The organism is Rhizobium sp. R635 (assembly GCF_002211285.1).
Taxonomy (GTDB): Bacteria; Pseudomonadota; Alphaproteobacteria; order Rhizobiales; family Rhizobiaceae; genus Rhizobium.
This window is the reverse complement of sequence record NZ_LOKX01000005.1, coordinates 21,539-37,455: the sequence shown is the minus strand read 5'-3', so window position 1 is coordinate 37,455 and position 15,917 is coordinate 21,539. Positions and strand designations below refer to the sequence as shown.

The window sequence follows — 15,917 nt, the reverse complement described above, 5'->3', positions numbered from 1 at the left end:
CTCTCTCCTCCCGAGCTCGGGTTTAAGTCTTGATGGCTCCTTTCGCGGCCGCCTTGTCGCGGCCGCGCTCCTCCTCTCCCGAAAACTCCTCCCCGAAGCTCTCGGAAAATCTCTTCTGCGATAGGGTGAGATGGCTGCGCATCGCAGCCTTCGCGCCTGCCGCGTCGCCTGATGCGATCGCATCGCGGATGGCCCGGTGCTCGTCCACGGCGCTGCGCCATGTCGTCGGCCCCTCGAAATGGCTGGCGAGCTTGGCGAAATAAGGGGTCATGCGCATGTCGAACATCTCACCCGTCACGCGGATCAGCGTCGCATTGCCGACAATGGCGGCAATGCCGGTGTGGAAGGCGCGGTCGGCGGCGAGCACGGTCGCGGCATCGTTGACGCCGCCGCTCATGCGCGTCAGCGCTTCGTCGAGCACGGCGATATCTTCCGGCCTTGCCCGGGTCGCGGCTTCCTCGGCGATGGCGCATTCGATGATGGCGCGCGCCTGCAGCAGTTCGAAAGGCCCCTCCACCGGCTCGCTTTCGCTCGCCGCCATGCTGACGGCGTGCCGGCGCACCACATAGATGCCGGAGCCCATGCGGATGTTGACGAGGCCCTCGACTTCGAGAACGATCAGCGCCTCGCGCACGGTCGGGCGCGACACGGATAGTTGATCCGCAAGCTCCCGCTCGGCCGGCAGCTTCTGGCCGACGACGAGCTCGCCGCCTGATATCATCGAACGAATCTGATCCGCCACCTGCCTGTAGAGGCGGCGCGATTCAACGGGCGAAAACATTCTGGCCTCCCCGGCGGCTTCTCCTCAAGCGCGCATCTGGTCAACTGGCCTGACCAATTGAGCCATGGATATCACCGCGCGGGTTGTGCGTCAATGCGCCGCATGAAACTCAGACAGGAGAGGCCGAGGCCTGCCGCCGTTGGGCCGGCGGGCGGATCATGGCGAGAGCATGACGGCCGGTCCGCGACCAGTCGCGCCCCGTTATGCCGGGGACGTCATAGGCATCGGCCGCGAAGGCTTCGAGGGAAGTCCGGTTGCGGATGACCACCAGGCCGCGAGTGGAATAGATGAGATGTTCGCCTTCCAGCACATGCAGGGCGTCGGTGACGCTGGAGCGCCGCACGCCGAGCATCGTCGCCATATATTCGTGGGTGATTTCGATCTCCTCGCCTTCCAGCCGGTCGTGGCACATCAGGATCCATTTCGCCAGGCGGACGTCGATCTTGTGAACGGCGTTGGAAAGCGCGGTGTTGGCGACCTGCTTGAAGAAGGTGTGAAGGGAATGCGAAAGCAGCCGGCGGATGGCGGGCCGCTCGGCCAGGAAGCCCGTCAGGGCGCCGGCTTCCACGCGATGTCCATGGCCGCCGATCTGCATCATCACGTCGAACGAAAACCGCTCCGCATCCACGGTGAACGCAGGCGGCGACATGCCGTCCCGGCCGAGCACGCCGATCTCGGCCTTCCTGCCCTCCGGGCTCGTCGCCACCATGGAAGCGATGCCGTTCTCCAGGAAATAATAGTGGCTGACCGGCATGCCGAAATGCACGAGTTCGAAAGCGCGCGGGAGAATGAGCGGCTCCCATATGCGCTCGAGCGCCAGAAACTCCGGATCGGCGAGCTGGCACAGAATGAGGTTTTCGCTTTCGAAAGGTCGCATGGCCTTGCCCGCTCCATCTGGCAAGAGCACGGCTCCGTGTCCCAGCCGCCGGCGCCAGGAAGTCCGCTCGGGCCGTATACTCGCAGGGCGCTCCGACCTAAACTCGCATGCCCGGCGGAAGGTTCCGCGACCGGGTTTTGTACGCAAGCGCACAGCGCGGGAAATTACTGTAGCAAGTGCTAATGTTGATCGGCGGCAATTCCTGGAGCGGGCTGGCATGGACCAATATCCCCTTCCGAACGATGAGACGGAAATCTACCGGCACATCGTCGAGAGCGCGCAGGATTATGCCATCGTCGCGATGGATCTCGACGGCGCCATCGTGACCTGGAGCGCCGGTGCGGAGAACCTTTTCGGCTATTCCTCAGCCGAAATCGTCGGCCAGAACAGCGCCATCCTCTTTACGTTCGAGGATCAGCTTGCGGGGACGCTGCTCAAGGAGATCAGGCTTGCGCTCGCTGCCGGCCGCGCCGGCGACAACCGCTGGCATGTCAGGAAGGATGGCGGCTCGTTCTGGGCTTCGGGGCTGATGATGCCGCTTCGCAACGATGCCGGCGAGATCTACGGCCTGATGAAAATCGTTCGCGACCGCACGCAGACGCTTCATCAGGACGAAGCCCTGCGCGCCAGCGAAGAGCGTCTTCAACTCATTCTCAAAAGCGCTATCGACTATGCGATCTTCGCCTTCGACCGCGACGGTTTGATCATCAGCTGGAATACCGGCGCCTGCCGGATCTTCGGTTATGAGGAAGACGAGATCCTCAAGCGCGATGCGCGCATTCTATTCGTCGAGGAAGATCGCGACGGAGGCGCGCTGGAACGCGAGATGGAGGCGGCGCTCGAGCGCGGCCGCGCTGAGAACGAGCGGTTTCACCTGCGTAAGGACGGATCGACATTCTGGGGCAGCGGATTGACCATGCCGCTGCGCGCCCAGCGCGCCGGCTATCTCAAGGTGCTGCGGGACGATACCGAGCGTCATTTCGCCGACGAACTCCAGCAGATCATGTTGCGCGAGATGAGCCACCGCGTCAAAAACAGCCTGGCGCTGGTCGCGGCCATGCTTGCCATGCAGGCTCGTTCGGCCGGGCGGGAAGAGGTCTGCCGGGCGCTTCGCGATGCCGAGGCGCGTGTCGGAACCATTGCCGAGGTGCATGACCAATTGTGGCGTCAGCCGCATATCGAAACGGTCGATCTGGCGGATTTCCTGTCGAGCCTCTGCCAGCGCCTGCAGCAGTCGGTCTCCGGCCACAGGCTCTCCGTCGACGCCGATCCCTGCATGATCGACGCCGACCGCGCCATCCAGATCGCCCTTCTCGTCAACGAGCTGGTGACGAACGCCTTCAAGCACGCCTATCCCGATGCGGCAGGCGCCGTCACCGTCAGCGCCCGCAGCATCGGCGCCGAGATCCGCCTCGAAGTCGCCGACGACGGCAAAGGCCTGCCGCCTGAGTTATCGGCCTCCGGGAATGAGGGAAAAAGCCTCGGCATGAAGATCGTCGGCGCGCTGGTGCAGCAGTTGAAAGCCGAGATGCATATCGAGAACCGGCACCCCGGCACAGGGTTCGTGATTCGGCTGCCAAGGGAGGGATGATGGACTTCTGAAGGGTGTGCCGCGCGGCCCTCATCCCCTTGAATCTCCACGATGATCCCTTCCAAGCCCTCCTCCCCGGTTTTGTCAAAACCGCACAAAACCTCTCACAAATATGGCTATGCATACCGTTTTGGCGCATAAGCTGATGACTACCGTGATCACGAAGACTGTCGGTATGAGCGCGGGCTCCCTCCCGCAGGAGACGGTCATGGTCGCACCGCGTCAGCGCGATATTCGTAACCTGCTGTTGAAGGCCCTTCCTGCCGATGCCTTCGACATGATCATCGCTGATGCCGAGCTCATCCCGCTGCCGGTCAAACATGTGCTCGTCGAAGCCGACGAGCCGAATGAACATGTCTGTTTCATCGAGAGTGGCCTGGCATCGATGGTGGCGGCGAATGCAGAAGACGAAGCCGTCGAGGTCGGGCATATCGGGTTCGAAGGCATGGCGGGATCGCACGTCGTCCTGAAGACGGACAAGACGCCCAACCGGACCTTCATGCAGGTCTCGGGAACAGGCTTTCAGGTTCCCGTCCGGACGTTCAAGCGGATGCTGGTGGAATTTCCGGCCGTCAACGATCTGTTCCTCAATTATGTGCATTGCTGCGACATACAGCTTGCCCATTCGGCGCTCGCCAACGGGCGCTACAACATGCATGAGCGGCTCGCCCGCTGGCTGTTGATGTGCCATGACCGGCTCGATGGCAACGACCTGCCGCTGACGCATGAATTTCTGGCGCTGATGCTCGGCGTGCGCCGCTCGGGCGTCACCAACGAGCTGCACGTCATCGAAGGGCTGCGCGTGATCAAATCGACGCGGGCCAATGTCCGGATTCTCGACAGGGGGCGGCTGGAAGAGATCGCCGCCGGCAGCTACGGCATTCCGGAGCGGGAATACGAGCGCCTGATCGGCCTCAAGGTCCGGCGCCTGATCAGTCGGCGCGCCTGATCGTATCGGTGAAGGCCACGATCAGGAGGACGGTTCCCCGCTCGTCGCAGATGTGGATCTTTCTCGCCGAGATATCTCTTCCCGAAAGCACCGCCTGGCTCATCAGCGCTCTCGCATCCTGCACGGCTTCCCGCCTGGCGTCCTCGATCGTCGCCAGGTCCGAACCTTCGAGATCGATGACCATGCCGGCATTTGAAACGACGTTGAAATAAAACCTTGGCATCAGGCGCCTCAGCCTTGCAGAATGAATGCCATAACTCGTGGTTCTGTTCCTCGGAAAAAGAACCTCTACTCCTTCAAAACAGCAACAATATCATCGTTGTTCCCGCCGCCGTCGCGGCCAGGCGTGTCCATCAATGGGAGGTTTCGGCGGCGCCGGTTCGAAGACGTATCATAGCGGCGCGAAGATCCAGAAGTTCCATAAGAATATTTTCCCAATATTCGTCGTCCGCCCTCGATATCGGTATGATCGAAGCGCTGATCATGGGAAGGAGACGATCAAGGGCCTGATATTGATCGAAGGCGTCGTCCGGGACGCCTTCGCGGAGATTGCGGAGATCGTCGACGATCTGCCGCAGGACGATCTGCCGATCCGCGAAACCGAGGCCGGAGCAGGCGGACGTCACGGGAGCGCCGTGCGGGCTCCTATCCATGGTGGCACGCCACGGCTTTCGCCTGCGGGGCCGGCAAAGGCGGCGCATTCGCCGCGGCCGGCAGGGTTTTCAGATCCAGATGCATGTGCCGCATCAGGCCGGTGAGCCTGTGTTTGTCGCGAATGCCGCATTCGAACCAGGATACGAGTTCCCTGGCGACGTGCTGCGCCTGCGGACTGGCGATCCCGCATGATTTTTCCTGGCACCATGCCCGAAGGACCGCCGTCAGCATCGCCACGTCATCGGGTTGCAGTCCCGGTTTAGTGATTCCCGAATGATGGATCATCGGCCCTCCTCCCTTTATATCAGGCGATCCTAAACTTCGGGTCTTCGATTTCAACCGCTGGTGCGGAAGCGTACGGATCAGGTCAGGCTGCTCGATCCCAGGCACCGAGGGGAACCACGGCGGCTGCATCGGGTTCGGCAGTCACCACGCAATGAACATCGCGTGACAGGCATGAATATGGTAGGCACGGTGAAGGTGCTGACCGCCCGATGTTTGAACCGCCGTTAAACAGCATGATCATCGTGAAATCGGAATTATCACAGGCGTCCGCCATGAAATCGTTCGTATGAAATCGCTCAGCCCGCTGGCCGGCAAGACGATCCTCATCATCGGTGGGGCCGGCTTTCTGTCGAAGGATGCCAGGGCCGCATTTGTCGCGCGTCAAGCGCTGCTTGCGGGCCCGATCGTCGTTTCCTGCGCGATGGAGTGCCTGAGCAAGGGCCTTATGTTCGATGCGGTGATCATCGACGTGACGATATCGGACGAGGCGATGCTCTGGTTGAACGAATGGCTGGAGACGCGGCGAATCCCTTTCGTCTTTGCCCATGACGAGCGGCACGAAACGCCCCCCGGCGGTTTCGTCCTCAGCGGGCGCCCTTCCGATATCGAGGCGATGATCGCTGCCTTGTTCGGGCGGGACCCATCATATTATCACTGAGATGTTCGCTTTCGTACAGTTGGCTCGCCGATGCTGTTTTGACCTCAATCAAGCCCCATATTCAGAGCATGATGAAAAACCCTGGGCCAGGGAAGACGCCATGCTCGATTCTCAGTCCATTCATCTGACTACGCTCGACTCGGCCGATCTCCTCCGTCTCCAGGCCGTTTTGGACGTAATCTGCCGTGAGGCCGGCAAGCCGAAGTGCTCATCTGCGATGCAGGAGATCGCGGCGGTGCTGATCAGGCTCTATCGCCAGGGGGTGACGGAGGAAGACAAGCTACTGTCTCTCGGCCTTATGGCATTGACGCAAAAGGTGTCTTCTCCGGTTGCGGCCGATAGCGTTCAGTCGCCGAGCGAAGCGGCCCGCCGCTAAACCATCGGATGAACGATGTCAGCTCTCAGCGCGCGAGATCCTTGCCGATCAGCCGCCGGTATTCCTCCTCGGCCGCTCCATAAGATCCATGCGCCTCTTCGATCAATCCCCGCCTGTTGAGGATGACGATCTGCCGCCGCGTGGAGCGAATCAGGCCCTTGCCTTCGAGCAGATGCAGCGCGACCGTGACGCCGGCGCGGCGCACGCCGAGCATCACGGCGAGAAACTCATGGGTCAGCCAGATGGTCGCGCCGTCGGTTCGGTCATGGACCATCAGCAGCCATCGCGCCAGCCGCTCCTCGAGCTTAGCGTGACCGTTGGCGAGAACCGTCGACGTCGTCTGCGCGAGCAGCGCCTGGACATAGGCGAGAAGCAGGCTGCGTAAGGGGCGGCTTTCCTCCATGGCGGCGGAAAGCACCGCCGCCGGCAATTTGAAGCCATGGCCGGAGACCTGCATGAACGTCCGGTTTGCGGACTGATTGCCGCCCAGGATGACCGCGGCACCCGTCATGCCCTCGCGGCCGACGATGCCCACTTCGATATCGCGCCCGCCCGGAAATCTCGCCACGATCGAGGCAAGCCCTGATTCGAGAACATAGACGTCGCCGACCGGGCTGTTCTCCATTTCAAGGATCAATGGCACCTCGAGATCGACGGGCTCCAGATGCGGCAGCAGAAGTTCCCGCTCCTGCGGCCCCATGGCGCGCAAAAGTTCATTCCGAAAGTTCAATTCCTGATTATCCATGTCCATCCGCGCATCAAGGATGATGCGATCCTCGCTGCGGGCGAACCTAACCATCTAGAATCATTGAGCAATACATTGTGCAATAGCGTACAGACCGGCGGGCGCGGACCATACCCGCCAATGGCCGCTAGCGCTAGCGCTCTCAGAGCGTCGTGCGTCCTCTCGGCAAAGCGATGCGCTACGGAAAACAGCGCCCCTGCCTGCGGCCTATAGAGGGAACCAAAAGCAGTTCCGGAAGTTCGCTATAGCGAACCCCAACCCGCGGAGGGCGTATATTGGCAGATACGACGCAGCCCAGGGAAAATCGCCTGCTGGCGCTCTTGCCGGAGGAAGTGTACGAGGCCGTCGTTCGCCGTCTCGAACCCTGCGCCATCCCGCGTGGTTTCATGATCGTCCATGCCGATGCGCCGATCGAGCATGTCTATTTTCCGTGTTCGGGGATAGGCTCGGTCATCAACGTCTCGCCGGAGGGCAATCGCGTCGAGGCGGGATTGTTCGGCCGCGATGGTTTTGCGCCGACCGCCGCGGCGATCGATGCTGGGATTAGCATCTCCGAAGTCACCGTCCAGGTGCCGGGTTTCGCTTACCGGCTGCCTCAGGCCGCGCTGTCGGATCTGATGAGAACACAGCCGGCCTTTGCCGGCCTGCTGAACAGATGCGTTCACGTGCTCGCGACCCAGGCCGGTTTCACCGCGCTTTCCAATGCGGTCCACGAGATCAATGAGAGGCTCGCCCGCTGGATCCTGATGTGCCACGACAGGATCGATGGCGACAGGCTTGCTTTGACGCACGAGTTCATCGCCCTGATGCTCGCCGTGCGGCGCCCAAGCGTCACGACGTCGCTGCACGTGCTCGAAGGCAAGCATTTCATCCGCTCCCTCCGTGGCATGGTGATCGTCAGGAATCGCGCCGGGCTGGAGGAATTCGCTTCCGACGCTTATGGCAAAGCGGAGGAGGAATATGAGCGGCTGATCGGTCCTCTGAGGAAATCCAGGCGCGATGTGAGGATCGAAAGTGCTGGAGCGTCCTTTGTGTCTCCGAAAGGACGCACGGCCCTCTGATGCACGGTCCGCCTGGAACATTCCGCCTGTCGCCTGGTTCGGTGCCCGAAAGAAGGAGGCAAGGATGACTCAGGCAGCAGAACGTCGCGCCTTCATGATTTATATCGGAGCCATCGTGGCGGTCGGGCTTGTGATCGCGCTCGGCGCCGCGATTTCGTCGAGTTCGGGTACGGGAGGCGATCGATCCGCGCCCTTGTCGAGGGAAGCGAACCCCTGATGGAACAGCGCAAAGACAGTTCGGTATCGGCGAACCACTTAAGCGCTGGACAGCGGCGCAGCCGTCTCAACGGCCTGCAGATCGCCGTCACCCTGATCGTAACGGTTTCTGCCGTTGCCTTCCTGCTTTATGTCGCGATCCTCGTCTACGGTTTCATGATCCGGATGTGAGCATGATCGTCCAATCCCCGATCAACTTGCCGAGGTGGGCTGACAATGCCGGGAACTGTTTCAGCAAGGGTGGCGGAATCAATCGATGAGTTGGTTTCCGAGCAGCGTCTGCAGGGATTCGCGGGCGCGGTTGACGCGGCTTTTCAGCGTGCCGATCCGGCAGCCGCATATTTTGGCGGCCTCCTCGTAACTCGTGCCGGCGGCAACCAGCGTGAGCGCCCGGCGCCGGTCCTCGGAAAGAAGCTTCAGCGCCCGCTGCAGCTCGCGTTCTCTCAGCGCCCATTCCTGTGTCGGCGCGGTGGCGATCTGTTCCATCGCCGTGTCGATACCGGTCGGCTCTCGCTTCTGGCGGCGGTAATTGCTGCAGAAGCTGTTGCGCAGGATAGTGAAGAGCCATGATTTGAGGGAGGTGCCGGGATGATAGAGATGAAGCGAGTTCAATGCCTTCAGCAAGGTCTCCTGCACGAGATCGTCGATGTCATCATTGTTGCGCAGGAACCTTCGGGCAAAGGCGCGCAGGGCAGGCGTCAGGTCGACGATCTCGGACTCGATTGCGGAGGGTTTTTTGCTGTGCGTCGCAGGGCGTACTGAAGACAAGGACATGATTTTTCTCTCCTCGGATGAGAAGGAAAGTTCCAGCCGCTCTATTCGTTGCTGTACGGTTCCGGACAAATGCGCCGCTTTCATCGATCGGAAGATGCCGCGGAGCGGGCTCCCGGGCAGATCAAAGACCGAGTTGCCAGATTTCGGCGGAAAGCACATTCCCCTCGGGTGCGATGAGACGCACCGCGCTTACGCCGCTGAAGCCGGGCAGCCGCTTGGTCCCGGTCCAGCGGCCATCGTCGGCGAAGACCTCGATCGAGCCTGCATCGAGGAATATCCGGATGGTCGACGGGCGCGCTCCGGCGGCGATGTAGCGCGGCGACACCTTGGCATTCGCCACCGAAAAGGGAATGCTCAGGCCCTCGTCGTTCAACAAGACCTCGACCGTCGCCTCCGGATGTTGGAACGGCAGGCGGAACGCCTTGCCCGGCTCCTTGAGGGTGAGCAGGATTTCGACGGCGCCGTTGGCGAGATCGACGGCCCGGCCGTCCAGAAGGCCATCGGCATCCAGCCGGCGCTGCCGCAGGCTTTCCACGCCGGCGATCGGCGGCGTGATCAGCGCCCCCTCGTGCAATGCCATCAGGCGCGGCAGCGTCATCGCCGTGGCCATGTCGATCTCCTTGGAGACATCGGTCCAATTCGCGAGCCATGCGATGCCGACCGGGCCGCTATCATCGACGAAGGCCTGAAAGGCGTAGGCGTCGGTGCCGAAATCCAGCTCCTGTTCGAATTCTACAGAGAAGCTGCGGCCATCGAAGCGCCCGACGGTCGCAAGCGTCATGTTGCGCCGGCCGGTTGCCGGGTCGCGGCTGGTGAGAAGACCGAAGATCAGGGCCCAGCGGGTTGACGGATCGTTTGCGGGACCGTCGAGAGGCACCAGGCAGGGGCACTCCGCCGCCGTCATGCCGAAGCGGTTCTCGCGATGGAGCATGCCGAGGAAGGTCCATCCCGCCGCCGCAGCCGGATCGTCCGTTTCGTAAAGCAGGATGACGCCGCCGTCGCGGTCCCGCGTGCCGAGCAGCATCATCCATTTTCCGTCCGGGCCTAAGAAGACATAGGGATCGCGGAAGTCTGTCGTCAGGCCGAGGCCCGCGGGTCGCGCGGGCAGGATCAGGCTTGCGGGTTCGACGTTGACGAGGTCGCGGCTGGTGGCCGTGAACTGAACCTGTTCCTCCGGTTCCCGGTCCTTCATATGCTCGGTGAAAAAGATGCGAATGCCGGCGCCATCGAGGGGGATCGCCGAGCCGGAAAACGCGCCGCCGCGCCCATCGGCCCGCGCGGCGATCTCGTCCGAAGGCGGAAGAAAGATCGGAAGATGGGTCCAGCGGAGATAATCGTCCGAGACCGTATGCCCCCAATGCATGTTGTTCCACCGAAGACTATGGGGATAGTGCTGGTAGAACAGGTGCGCCCTGCCGCCGAACCTTCCGAACCCGTTGGGATCGTTCATCCAGCCGAAAGGCGGGCGGAAATGATAGCTGCCGGCAGTCTCGGGCGCGGCATTGGAAGGCCTGACATGCAGCAGCCGGATGCCCTCATCGAGAACGCGGGATTGCCGGAAGGCATAGAGAACCGAGACGTCTGCCGTCATGGGGTCGTAGGAGAAGGCGGCTTCTCCGCCGCTTTCCAGCGTCAGTACCCGGAACTCGAATTCATCGGGATTTGACGTTTCGACAGCACCGGCCGGATCACCATCGACATATGCGGTCAGCCTTCCCGGCGCGCCGCCATGCAGGGCCTTGATCCAGGCATGGACCGTGGTTCCCGCCGGCAGGACGGCGCTGATCGTCTCCAGCCCGCCTTCATCGGACGGAGACATCGCTTGGCTTGTCATCAATTCAACCTTTCACGGCAGAGCCGATAAAGGAACTCACGAACCAGCGCTGGAATGCGAGGTAGAGCCCCAGGATCGGGATCATCATCAAAACGGAGGCGGCCATCGCGCGATCCCAATAGATGCTGTCCTGCCCGAAGAAGGTCGCGATGGCGACGGCGATCGGCCGGGCATAATCCGTCTGCGTGACCAGGATCGGCCAGAGATACTGGTTCCAGGTCTCGATGCCCATCAGGATCGAGACGGTGGCAAGCGCGGGCAGGCTGAGCGGCAGGAAAATGGAGCGATAGGCCCGGAAGAAGGAGGCGCCGTCCATCTCGGCGGCTTCCAGCAGTTCCTTCGGCAGCTGCGTGAAGAACTGGTAGAACAGGAAGATATAGAGAGGGCTCGCGACCCAGGGCACGATCTGCACCGCGAAGGTGTCGGACATTCCCGCCCTGGAAACCATGATCACGAGGGGCATGATGATGCTTTCCTGCGGGATCACATAGAGCGCGATCACCACCGACAGGATGACCGCCCGGCCCCGGAGCGAGCCCCAGGCCAGGACGAAGCCGGCCATCGAATTGACGATCAGGCCGGAGCAGACAGTCGTGACCAGGATGAGCAGCGAGTTGATGAGGTAACGGCCGAAGGCGAGTTCGCCCGAGAGGTGGCCGACCTCCGCATAGTTGGAGAGCGTCGGGTTCGAAACCCAGAAGGCCCGGAAGCTGCCCATGTCGGCGAGGATCTGGAACCGGTCGTCCTTGAGGCTCGCCACGACGAGGAGCAGCAATGGGGAGACGATCACCAGGGCGATGATGAAGATAGAGATCGTCTGGATGGTGCGCAGAACCCTTGCGGCGGAGCGCGGCCGCGCTGCGCGAGCCTCTGGGATCGAGAGAGCGATATCAGACATCGAAGCGCCTCAGGAGCTGGCGCTGGATCAGCGCGATGATGAGAACGATGACGAACAGGATGACGGAGACGGCCGAGGCATAGCCCATCTTCTGCTCCTCGAAGCCGGCGCGGACCATGTAATGCACCACCGTTTCGGTGCTGCTCTTCGGCCCGCCCTGCGTGAGGATGGCGACCTGGGTATAGAGCTTGAACGCCTGGATGGTGGTGATGACGAGCACGAAGACATGGGTCGGCCGAAGGCCGGGCATGGTGACGTGCCAGAAGCGCCGGAAAGCATTCGCGCCGTCGATCTTGGCGGCATCGTAGAGTTCGTCCGGAATGCCCTGAAGGCCGGCGAGATAGACGATCATCTGGAAGCCATAGGCCTGCCAGGCCGAGAGCAGGACGAGCGAGAACATCGCCCATTCGGGATCGCCGAGCCAATCGATCGGCTGGATCGCGCCGCCGGAAATGAAGCCGAGGATCTGGTTGAACGGTCCCGTGGGATATTGGAAGAGGGTGCCCCAGATGACGCAGACCACGACCATCGACGTGATCGCCGGCAGGAAGAACATGCCGCGCAGCAGATTGCGGAACGGCAGCTTCTGATGCAGCAGCAGGGCCGTTGCGAAAGCCAGGCCGCATTGGGCTGGAATGATCCAGAAGGTGAAGCGCGAGACGTTCCAGAGCGCGGTCCAGAAAAGATCGTCCTGGAAGATGCGGATGAAATTGTTGAACCAGACGAACCGGACCGGCGTCGGCCGCGGCACCAGAGGCTGGTTGGTCATCGCCGTCCAGAAGGACAGGAGGAACGGCAGGATCAGAAAGACGGTCAACAGGATCACGGCCGGCGCGAGCATCGCCGCCTCCTGCATCAGGCGTCCCCTGTCATGCCGGCGCGTCTTTCCGACCGACGTCGAAGATGTCGATTGTTGCATGACCATGCAGATCCTCCTCTCCAAGCCTGCCGCTTCCGCCCTGCGATATCCGGCGAAGACCTCGCAGGGCAGCGATAGCGGTTATTGCTGATCACCGAACGGCGGATATCCGTCGTTGTCCTCGATATCCTCGTCGATCTTTTGGGCGGCTGTTGTGAGCGCCTCCTTGGGATCGCCGCCATTGAACACCTCGTCGACGGCCTGCATGAAGGCGGAGGTGATCGTGGGATAGGCCGGGTGCGGCGGGCGCGCGACGGCTGTCTTCGACGCCTGCTCGAAGGCGATCGCCATCGGGCCGCCGTTTGCATAGAGCGGAGATTCGGCAGCGAAGCTCTTCAAGCCGGGATAGCCGGACTGGCTTGCGACATACGCGCGGAACTCCTTGTCCTTCAGCAGGAAGCTGATGAACTTGGCCGCGATATCGGGATGCTTCGAGGTCTTGGTGATCGCCCAGATCCAGGTGCCGTCGGGGCTTGCGCCCTTTGCGCCGAACTTGGGCAGCGGCAGGACGACGATGTTGTCCTTCATGGTCGCTACGGCTTCCGCATAGACCCAGTGCCCGCCGAGCGCCAGTGCCGCCGGATTGCCTTCGGCGTAGAACTGGTTGGTGCCGGCCGACTGCGGCACGACCCAGCCGTTCTTGACCCATTTCTGCATCATGGCGAGAGCATCGACGCAGGCGTCGCTGTCGAGCGTGCCCTCGGATTTCCAGGCCTTGCGGTCGATCAGGTCGCAGCCTGCCGATTGCAGGATCGGCCCATAGGCATAGGTGATCCATTCGGTCTTGATGCCGTAGCCGCGGAAGGTGTCGATCGGCCATTTCACGCCGTCGAGCTTCGAAAGCTTTTCGAGGTAGCTTTCGAACTCTTCCCGCGTCCAGGCATCGTCGACGGATTTCGGGATGCGGGCGCCGATCGCTTCGAGATATTTCTTGTTGCCGTAAAGAACGACGGAAGAGTCCGTCAGTCCGATCGCATAGAGATCCTTGTCGATCGGGTATGTGCCCTGAGCGATGTTGGACTCCGTCATGTCGTCGAGGAGATCCTTGTCGATCAGCGGCTTGATCGGCTGAAGATATCCCGACCAGACGTAATTGGCGAGGAACGGCGCATCGAGTTCCATGACGTCGGGCAGTTGCTTGGCCATCACGGCCGCGCTGAACTTCTCGTTATAGGCATCGTGCGGCGCATAGATGAACTGGATATCGACATCGGGATTGGCGGCCTCGAAGCGCTCGGCGACCTTGCCATAGGCGGCGACGAAACCGGGATCGCCCTGATGCATGACCTGGATCGCGGTCTTTTCGGCTGCGTCAGCCCATGTGGCGGTCAGTGCAGAAGATAGGACCAGAGATAGAAGTAAACGATTACCCATTAGAATTCCTCCTCAATTGAATGGGTCTGCTCAAATTATACGGATGCCCGCTCCACCAGCTGGAACGGCAGTTTCTGCACTCCGACCGGGGGCCGGTCTTCGGCAAGCAGGATATGCGCGGCCTGGCGGCCCATGGCGCGATGCGGAAGCGCCATCGTGGTCAGCGGCGGATCGAGACGCGAGGCGATCTCGACCTGATTGTCGAAGCTCGCGACGGCGACATCATCGGGAATAACAGCGCCCGAGCGGCGCAGGGCGGCATACACCTCCATCGCCACGCGATCGTTGCCGCACAGAATGGCATCGGGACGTCGCGGACCGGTCATGAGATCATGCACATGCTGAGGGACAAGGCTGTGGGCGCGGTCGCTGTAGATGGCCTTGCTGACGGCGGGCAAGACGACGGCCCCTGCCCCATCGATGCCAGCTTGATCGAGCGCCTGGCGAAAACCGAGTTCGCGCAGTTCCCCGGCGAGAATCCCCGGCAGGTTGATGAAGGCGATATTGCGACGGCCGGCCTCGATGAGATAGGCCGTAATCTCGGCCGCCGCTCCCGTCTCGTCCGGCACCAGCGACGTCACCCGGTCGTTGGCATCCCGGCAATTGATCATGACGCCCACGGTGTCGGCAAATTCGGGCGGCAGGTCGATGCTCTTGTGATACATCGCGGCATAGGCAATCGCGCGCGGGCGAAAGCGCCGCATCTCATCGAGGATCGAAGCCACGCTGCGATGGCCGCCGAGCGTCATGGCGAACACGGCCATGTCAGCCGCACGCACGGCGCCGTCGAGCCCCCTGATGATTTCCGTGGCGAACGGCGACGTGATCAGGTCGTCCGCGACGAGCCCGACGAGCGGCATCCAACCCTGCCGCATGCTGCGGGCCGCGAAATTGGTGACATAGCCAAGCTCCTCGGCAATCTCCTTGATCCGCTGCCGGGTTTCCTCCGACATGCGCGCCGAGCCGCCATGCAAGGCGCCGGACACGGTCTTGACGGAAACGCCTGCGCGGGCGGCGATGTCGTTGAGTGAGGCGGTCATGGGTTCGCTTTGGGTTATCGATTACCCATATCGGTACCAATCCTCTTTTCCTGAGTCAAGCGGTTGGCTTCCTGGCTCAGCTCGGTCGATCTCTTCGGGAATGAAACCGCCGGTCTGGCGAAGAGGCCGCCCTGCTCGATCAGTTCCTCCGGCCTGCCTTCCTCGTAGAGGTTCGGGAGGGGAAGCTGTGGGAAGGTGGGTTAAGTTATGAGCGAAGACATTGCGGCATACTCCCTTCTCCCCAGCGGGGAGAAGGTGCCGGCAGGCGGATGAGGGGGCCACACAGCACAGCCTTCATTGCCTTGCTTTCACGCAGCACAACAACAACAAATGTTCTGCCGTGTGGCCCCCTCATCCGACCCTTCGGGCCACCTTTGCCTGGGTTGAGCCACGGGTCTCAACCCGTCCTTCGGACCCCCGCTGGGGAGGAGAGGGAGCAAGCCAATCAGTTATTATGCGCTGCGCAGGCTTCGTCCATCGGGGTGGCGTTGCTCGTGCCGCCCTGGGTCTGGAGATTGTCGGAGTTGTTGACCGGGTTGGGGCACTTGGTCTTGTCCATCTTCATCGTGCCGCCTGTCGTGGAGCCTGTCGTGGTGGTATCCATCGCCATCGGCTTCTTGGTCTTGGTGTCGGTCGTGGCGCCGCCGCCCTGATCGGCCGCGTTCTTATCGATCGTGGCGCCGGCCGGAGCCGGATTGGACTGGGCGAAAGCCGACGTGGCCATGCCGAGGGCGAAAAGCGAAGCTGCTACGAGTTTCATACGCATTCTGATGTCCTCCTTGGAGATCTTTGCGTGGTTGGCTCAAGCACAACCTCGACGGCAGATCATTGTTCCGGTGCCGGCGCTGACAAAAGCAAGGGAACGAGCGGAGCAAAGGCGGGGAG

20 protein-coding genes are annotated in these 15,917 nt (G+C 61.9%); 7 read left to right on the top strand and 13 right to left on the bottom strand.

The features are described 5' to 3' along the window. Positions 1–22: 22 nt before the first annotated feature. Both ATY78_RS06120 and ATY78_RS06115 read right to left on the bottom strand, forming a co-directional pair. Positions 23–781: a FadR/GntR family transcriptional regulator gene (locus ATY78_RS06120; protein ID WP_088681448.1), complete on the bottom strand. Its 759-nt coding sequence runs from the start codon at positions 779–781 to the stop codon at positions 23–25. Between the two features lie 109 nt (positions 782–890). Then, a complete protein-coding gene (locus ATY78_RS06115; RefSeq protein ID WP_088681447.1) occupies positions 891–1,658 on the bottom strand; it encodes a Crp/Fnr family transcriptional regulator in 768 nt (255 codons plus the stop codon). Between the two features lie 217 nt (positions 1,659–1,875). Between ATY78_RS06115 and ATY78_RS06110 the strand changes: the two genes are divergently transcribed. Together ATY78_RS06110 and ATY78_RS06105 are read left to right on the top strand one after the other, a co-directional pair. Continuing rightward, positions 1,876–3,249: a PAS domain S-box protein gene (locus ATY78_RS06110; protein WP_088681446.1), complete on the top strand. Its 1,374-nt coding sequence runs from the start codon at positions 1,876–1,878 to the stop codon at positions 3,247–3,249. 208 nt (positions 3,250–3,457) lie between these two features. Further along, positions 3,458–4,198, top strand: coding sequence for a Crp/Fnr family transcriptional regulator (locus tag ATY78_RS06105; RefSeq protein WP_088681582.1), 741 nt, complete (start codon positions 3,458–3,460; stop codon positions 4,196–4,198). Here ATY78_RS06105 and ATY78_RS06100 read toward each other — a convergent pair. From ATY78_RS06100 to ATY78_RS06090, 3 genes are all read right to left on the bottom strand, one after another. Then, entirely contained in the window at positions 4,182–4,421 is a 240-nt protein-coding gene (locus ATY78_RS06100; protein ID WP_088681445.1) for a hypothetical protein, read from the bottom strand. The genes ATY78_RS06105 and ATY78_RS06100 overlap by 17 nt on opposite strands. Before the next feature lie 130 nt (positions 4,422–4,551). After that, a complete protein-coding gene (locus ATY78_RS06095; RefSeq protein WP_088681444.1) occupies positions 4,552–4,851 on the bottom strand; it encodes a hypothetical protein in 300 nt (99 codons plus the stop codon). Further along, entirely contained in the window at positions 4,844–5,137 is a 294-nt protein-coding gene (locus ATY78_RS06090; protein ID WP_088681443.1) for a hypothetical protein, read from the bottom strand. The genes ATY78_RS06095 and ATY78_RS06090 overlap by 8 nt, the downstream gene beginning before the upstream one ends. Positions 5,138–5,423: 286 nt before the next feature. Between ATY78_RS06090 and ATY78_RS06085 the strand changes: the two genes are divergently transcribed. Both ATY78_RS06085 and ATY78_RS06080 read left to right on the top strand, forming a co-directional pair. After that, on the top strand, positions 5,424–5,795 hold the full coding sequence (locus ATY78_RS06085; RefSeq protein ID WP_088681442.1) for a hypothetical protein: 372 nt from the start codon (positions 5,424–5,426) through the stop codon (positions 5,793–5,795). 100 nt (positions 5,796–5,895) lie between these two features. After that, positions 5,896–6,171, top strand: a complete 276-nt coding sequence (locus tag ATY78_RS06080; protein ID WP_088681441.1) for a hypothetical protein — start codon at positions 5,896–5,898, stop codon at positions 6,169–6,171. Between the two features lie 25 nt (positions 6,172–6,196). Here ATY78_RS06080 and ATY78_RS06075 read toward each other — a convergent pair whose 3' ends face one another. Next, entirely contained in the window at positions 6,197–6,916 is a 720-nt protein-coding gene (locus ATY78_RS06075; RefSeq protein ID WP_088681581.1) for a Crp/Fnr family transcriptional regulator, read from the bottom strand. A gap of 275 nt (positions 6,917–7,191) precedes the next feature. On the opposite strand from ATY78_RS06075, the gene ATY78_RS06070 reads away from it, so the two are divergent. The 3 genes from ATY78_RS06070 (at position 7,192) to ATY78_RS28480 (ending at position 8,364) form a co-directional block, all read left to right on the top strand. Then, positions 7,192–7,977 carry a Crp/Fnr family transcriptional regulator gene (locus ATY78_RS06070; RefSeq protein ID WP_088681440.1) on the top strand — a complete coding sequence of 262 codons (786 nt, stop codon included), beginning with the start codon at positions 7,192–7,194 and terminating at the stop codon, positions 7,975–7,977. 64 nt (positions 7,978–8,041) lie between these two features. Continuing rightward, positions 8,042–8,194 carry a hypothetical protein gene (locus ATY78_RS28485; RefSeq protein ID WP_190237404.1) on the top strand — a complete coding sequence of 51 codons (153 nt, stop codon included), beginning with the start codon at positions 8,042–8,044 and terminating at the stop codon, positions 8,192–8,194. Continuing rightward, positions 8,194–8,364, top strand: coding sequence for a hypothetical protein (locus tag ATY78_RS28480; RefSeq protein ID WP_190237403.1), 171 nt, complete (start codon positions 8,194–8,196; stop codon positions 8,362–8,364). The genes ATY78_RS28485 and ATY78_RS28480 overlap by 1 nt, the downstream gene beginning before the upstream one ends. A 78-nt stretch (positions 8,365–8,442) precedes the next feature. Here the strand turns inward: ATY78_RS28480 and ATY78_RS06065 are convergent, their stop codons facing one another. The 7 genes from ATY78_RS06065 to ATY78_RS06035 form a co-directional block, all read right to left on the bottom strand. Then, positions 8,443–8,970, bottom strand: coding sequence for a sigma-70 family RNA polymerase sigma factor (locus ATY78_RS06065; protein WP_088681580.1), 528 nt, complete (start codon positions 8,968–8,970; stop codon positions 8,443–8,445). A 118-nt stretch (positions 8,971–9,088) separates the two neighbouring features. Further along, positions 9,089–10,801 carry a GH32 C-terminal domain-containing protein gene (locus ATY78_RS06060; protein ID WP_088681579.1) on the bottom strand — a complete coding sequence of 571 codons (1,713 nt, stop codon included), beginning with the start codon at positions 10,799–10,801 and terminating at the stop codon, positions 9,089–9,091. A 4-nt stretch (positions 10,802–10,805) separates the two neighbouring features. Next, complete coding sequence (locus ATY78_RS06055) at positions 10,806–11,699, bottom strand: carbohydrate ABC transporter permease (protein WP_088681439.1); 894 nt, start codon at positions 11,697–11,699, stop codon at positions 10,806–10,808. Next, a complete protein-coding gene (locus tag ATY78_RS06050) occupies positions 11,692–12,624 on the bottom strand; it encodes a sugar ABC transporter permease (RefSeq protein ID WP_088681438.1) in 933 nt (310 codons plus the stop codon). The genes ATY78_RS06055 and ATY78_RS06050 overlap by 8 nt, the downstream gene beginning before the upstream one ends. Before the next feature lie 75 nt (positions 12,625–12,699). Continuing rightward, positions 12,700–13,992: a sugar ABC transporter substrate-binding protein gene (locus ATY78_RS06045; RefSeq protein WP_088681437.1), complete on the bottom strand. Its 1,293-nt coding sequence runs from the start codon at positions 13,990–13,992 to the stop codon at positions 12,700–12,702. Positions 13,993–14,027: 35 nt separating this feature from the next. After that, positions 14,028–15,032, bottom strand: a complete 1,005-nt coding sequence (locus ATY78_RS06040) for a LacI family DNA-binding transcriptional regulator (RefSeq protein WP_088681436.1) — start codon at positions 15,030–15,032, stop codon at positions 14,028–14,030. 445 nt (positions 15,033–15,477) lie between these two features. After that, complete coding sequence (locus ATY78_RS06035) at positions 15,478–15,798, bottom strand: hypothetical protein (protein WP_088681435.1); 321 nt, start codon at positions 15,796–15,798, stop codon at positions 15,478–15,480. Between the last annotated feature and the right edge of the window lie 119 nt (positions 15,799–15,917).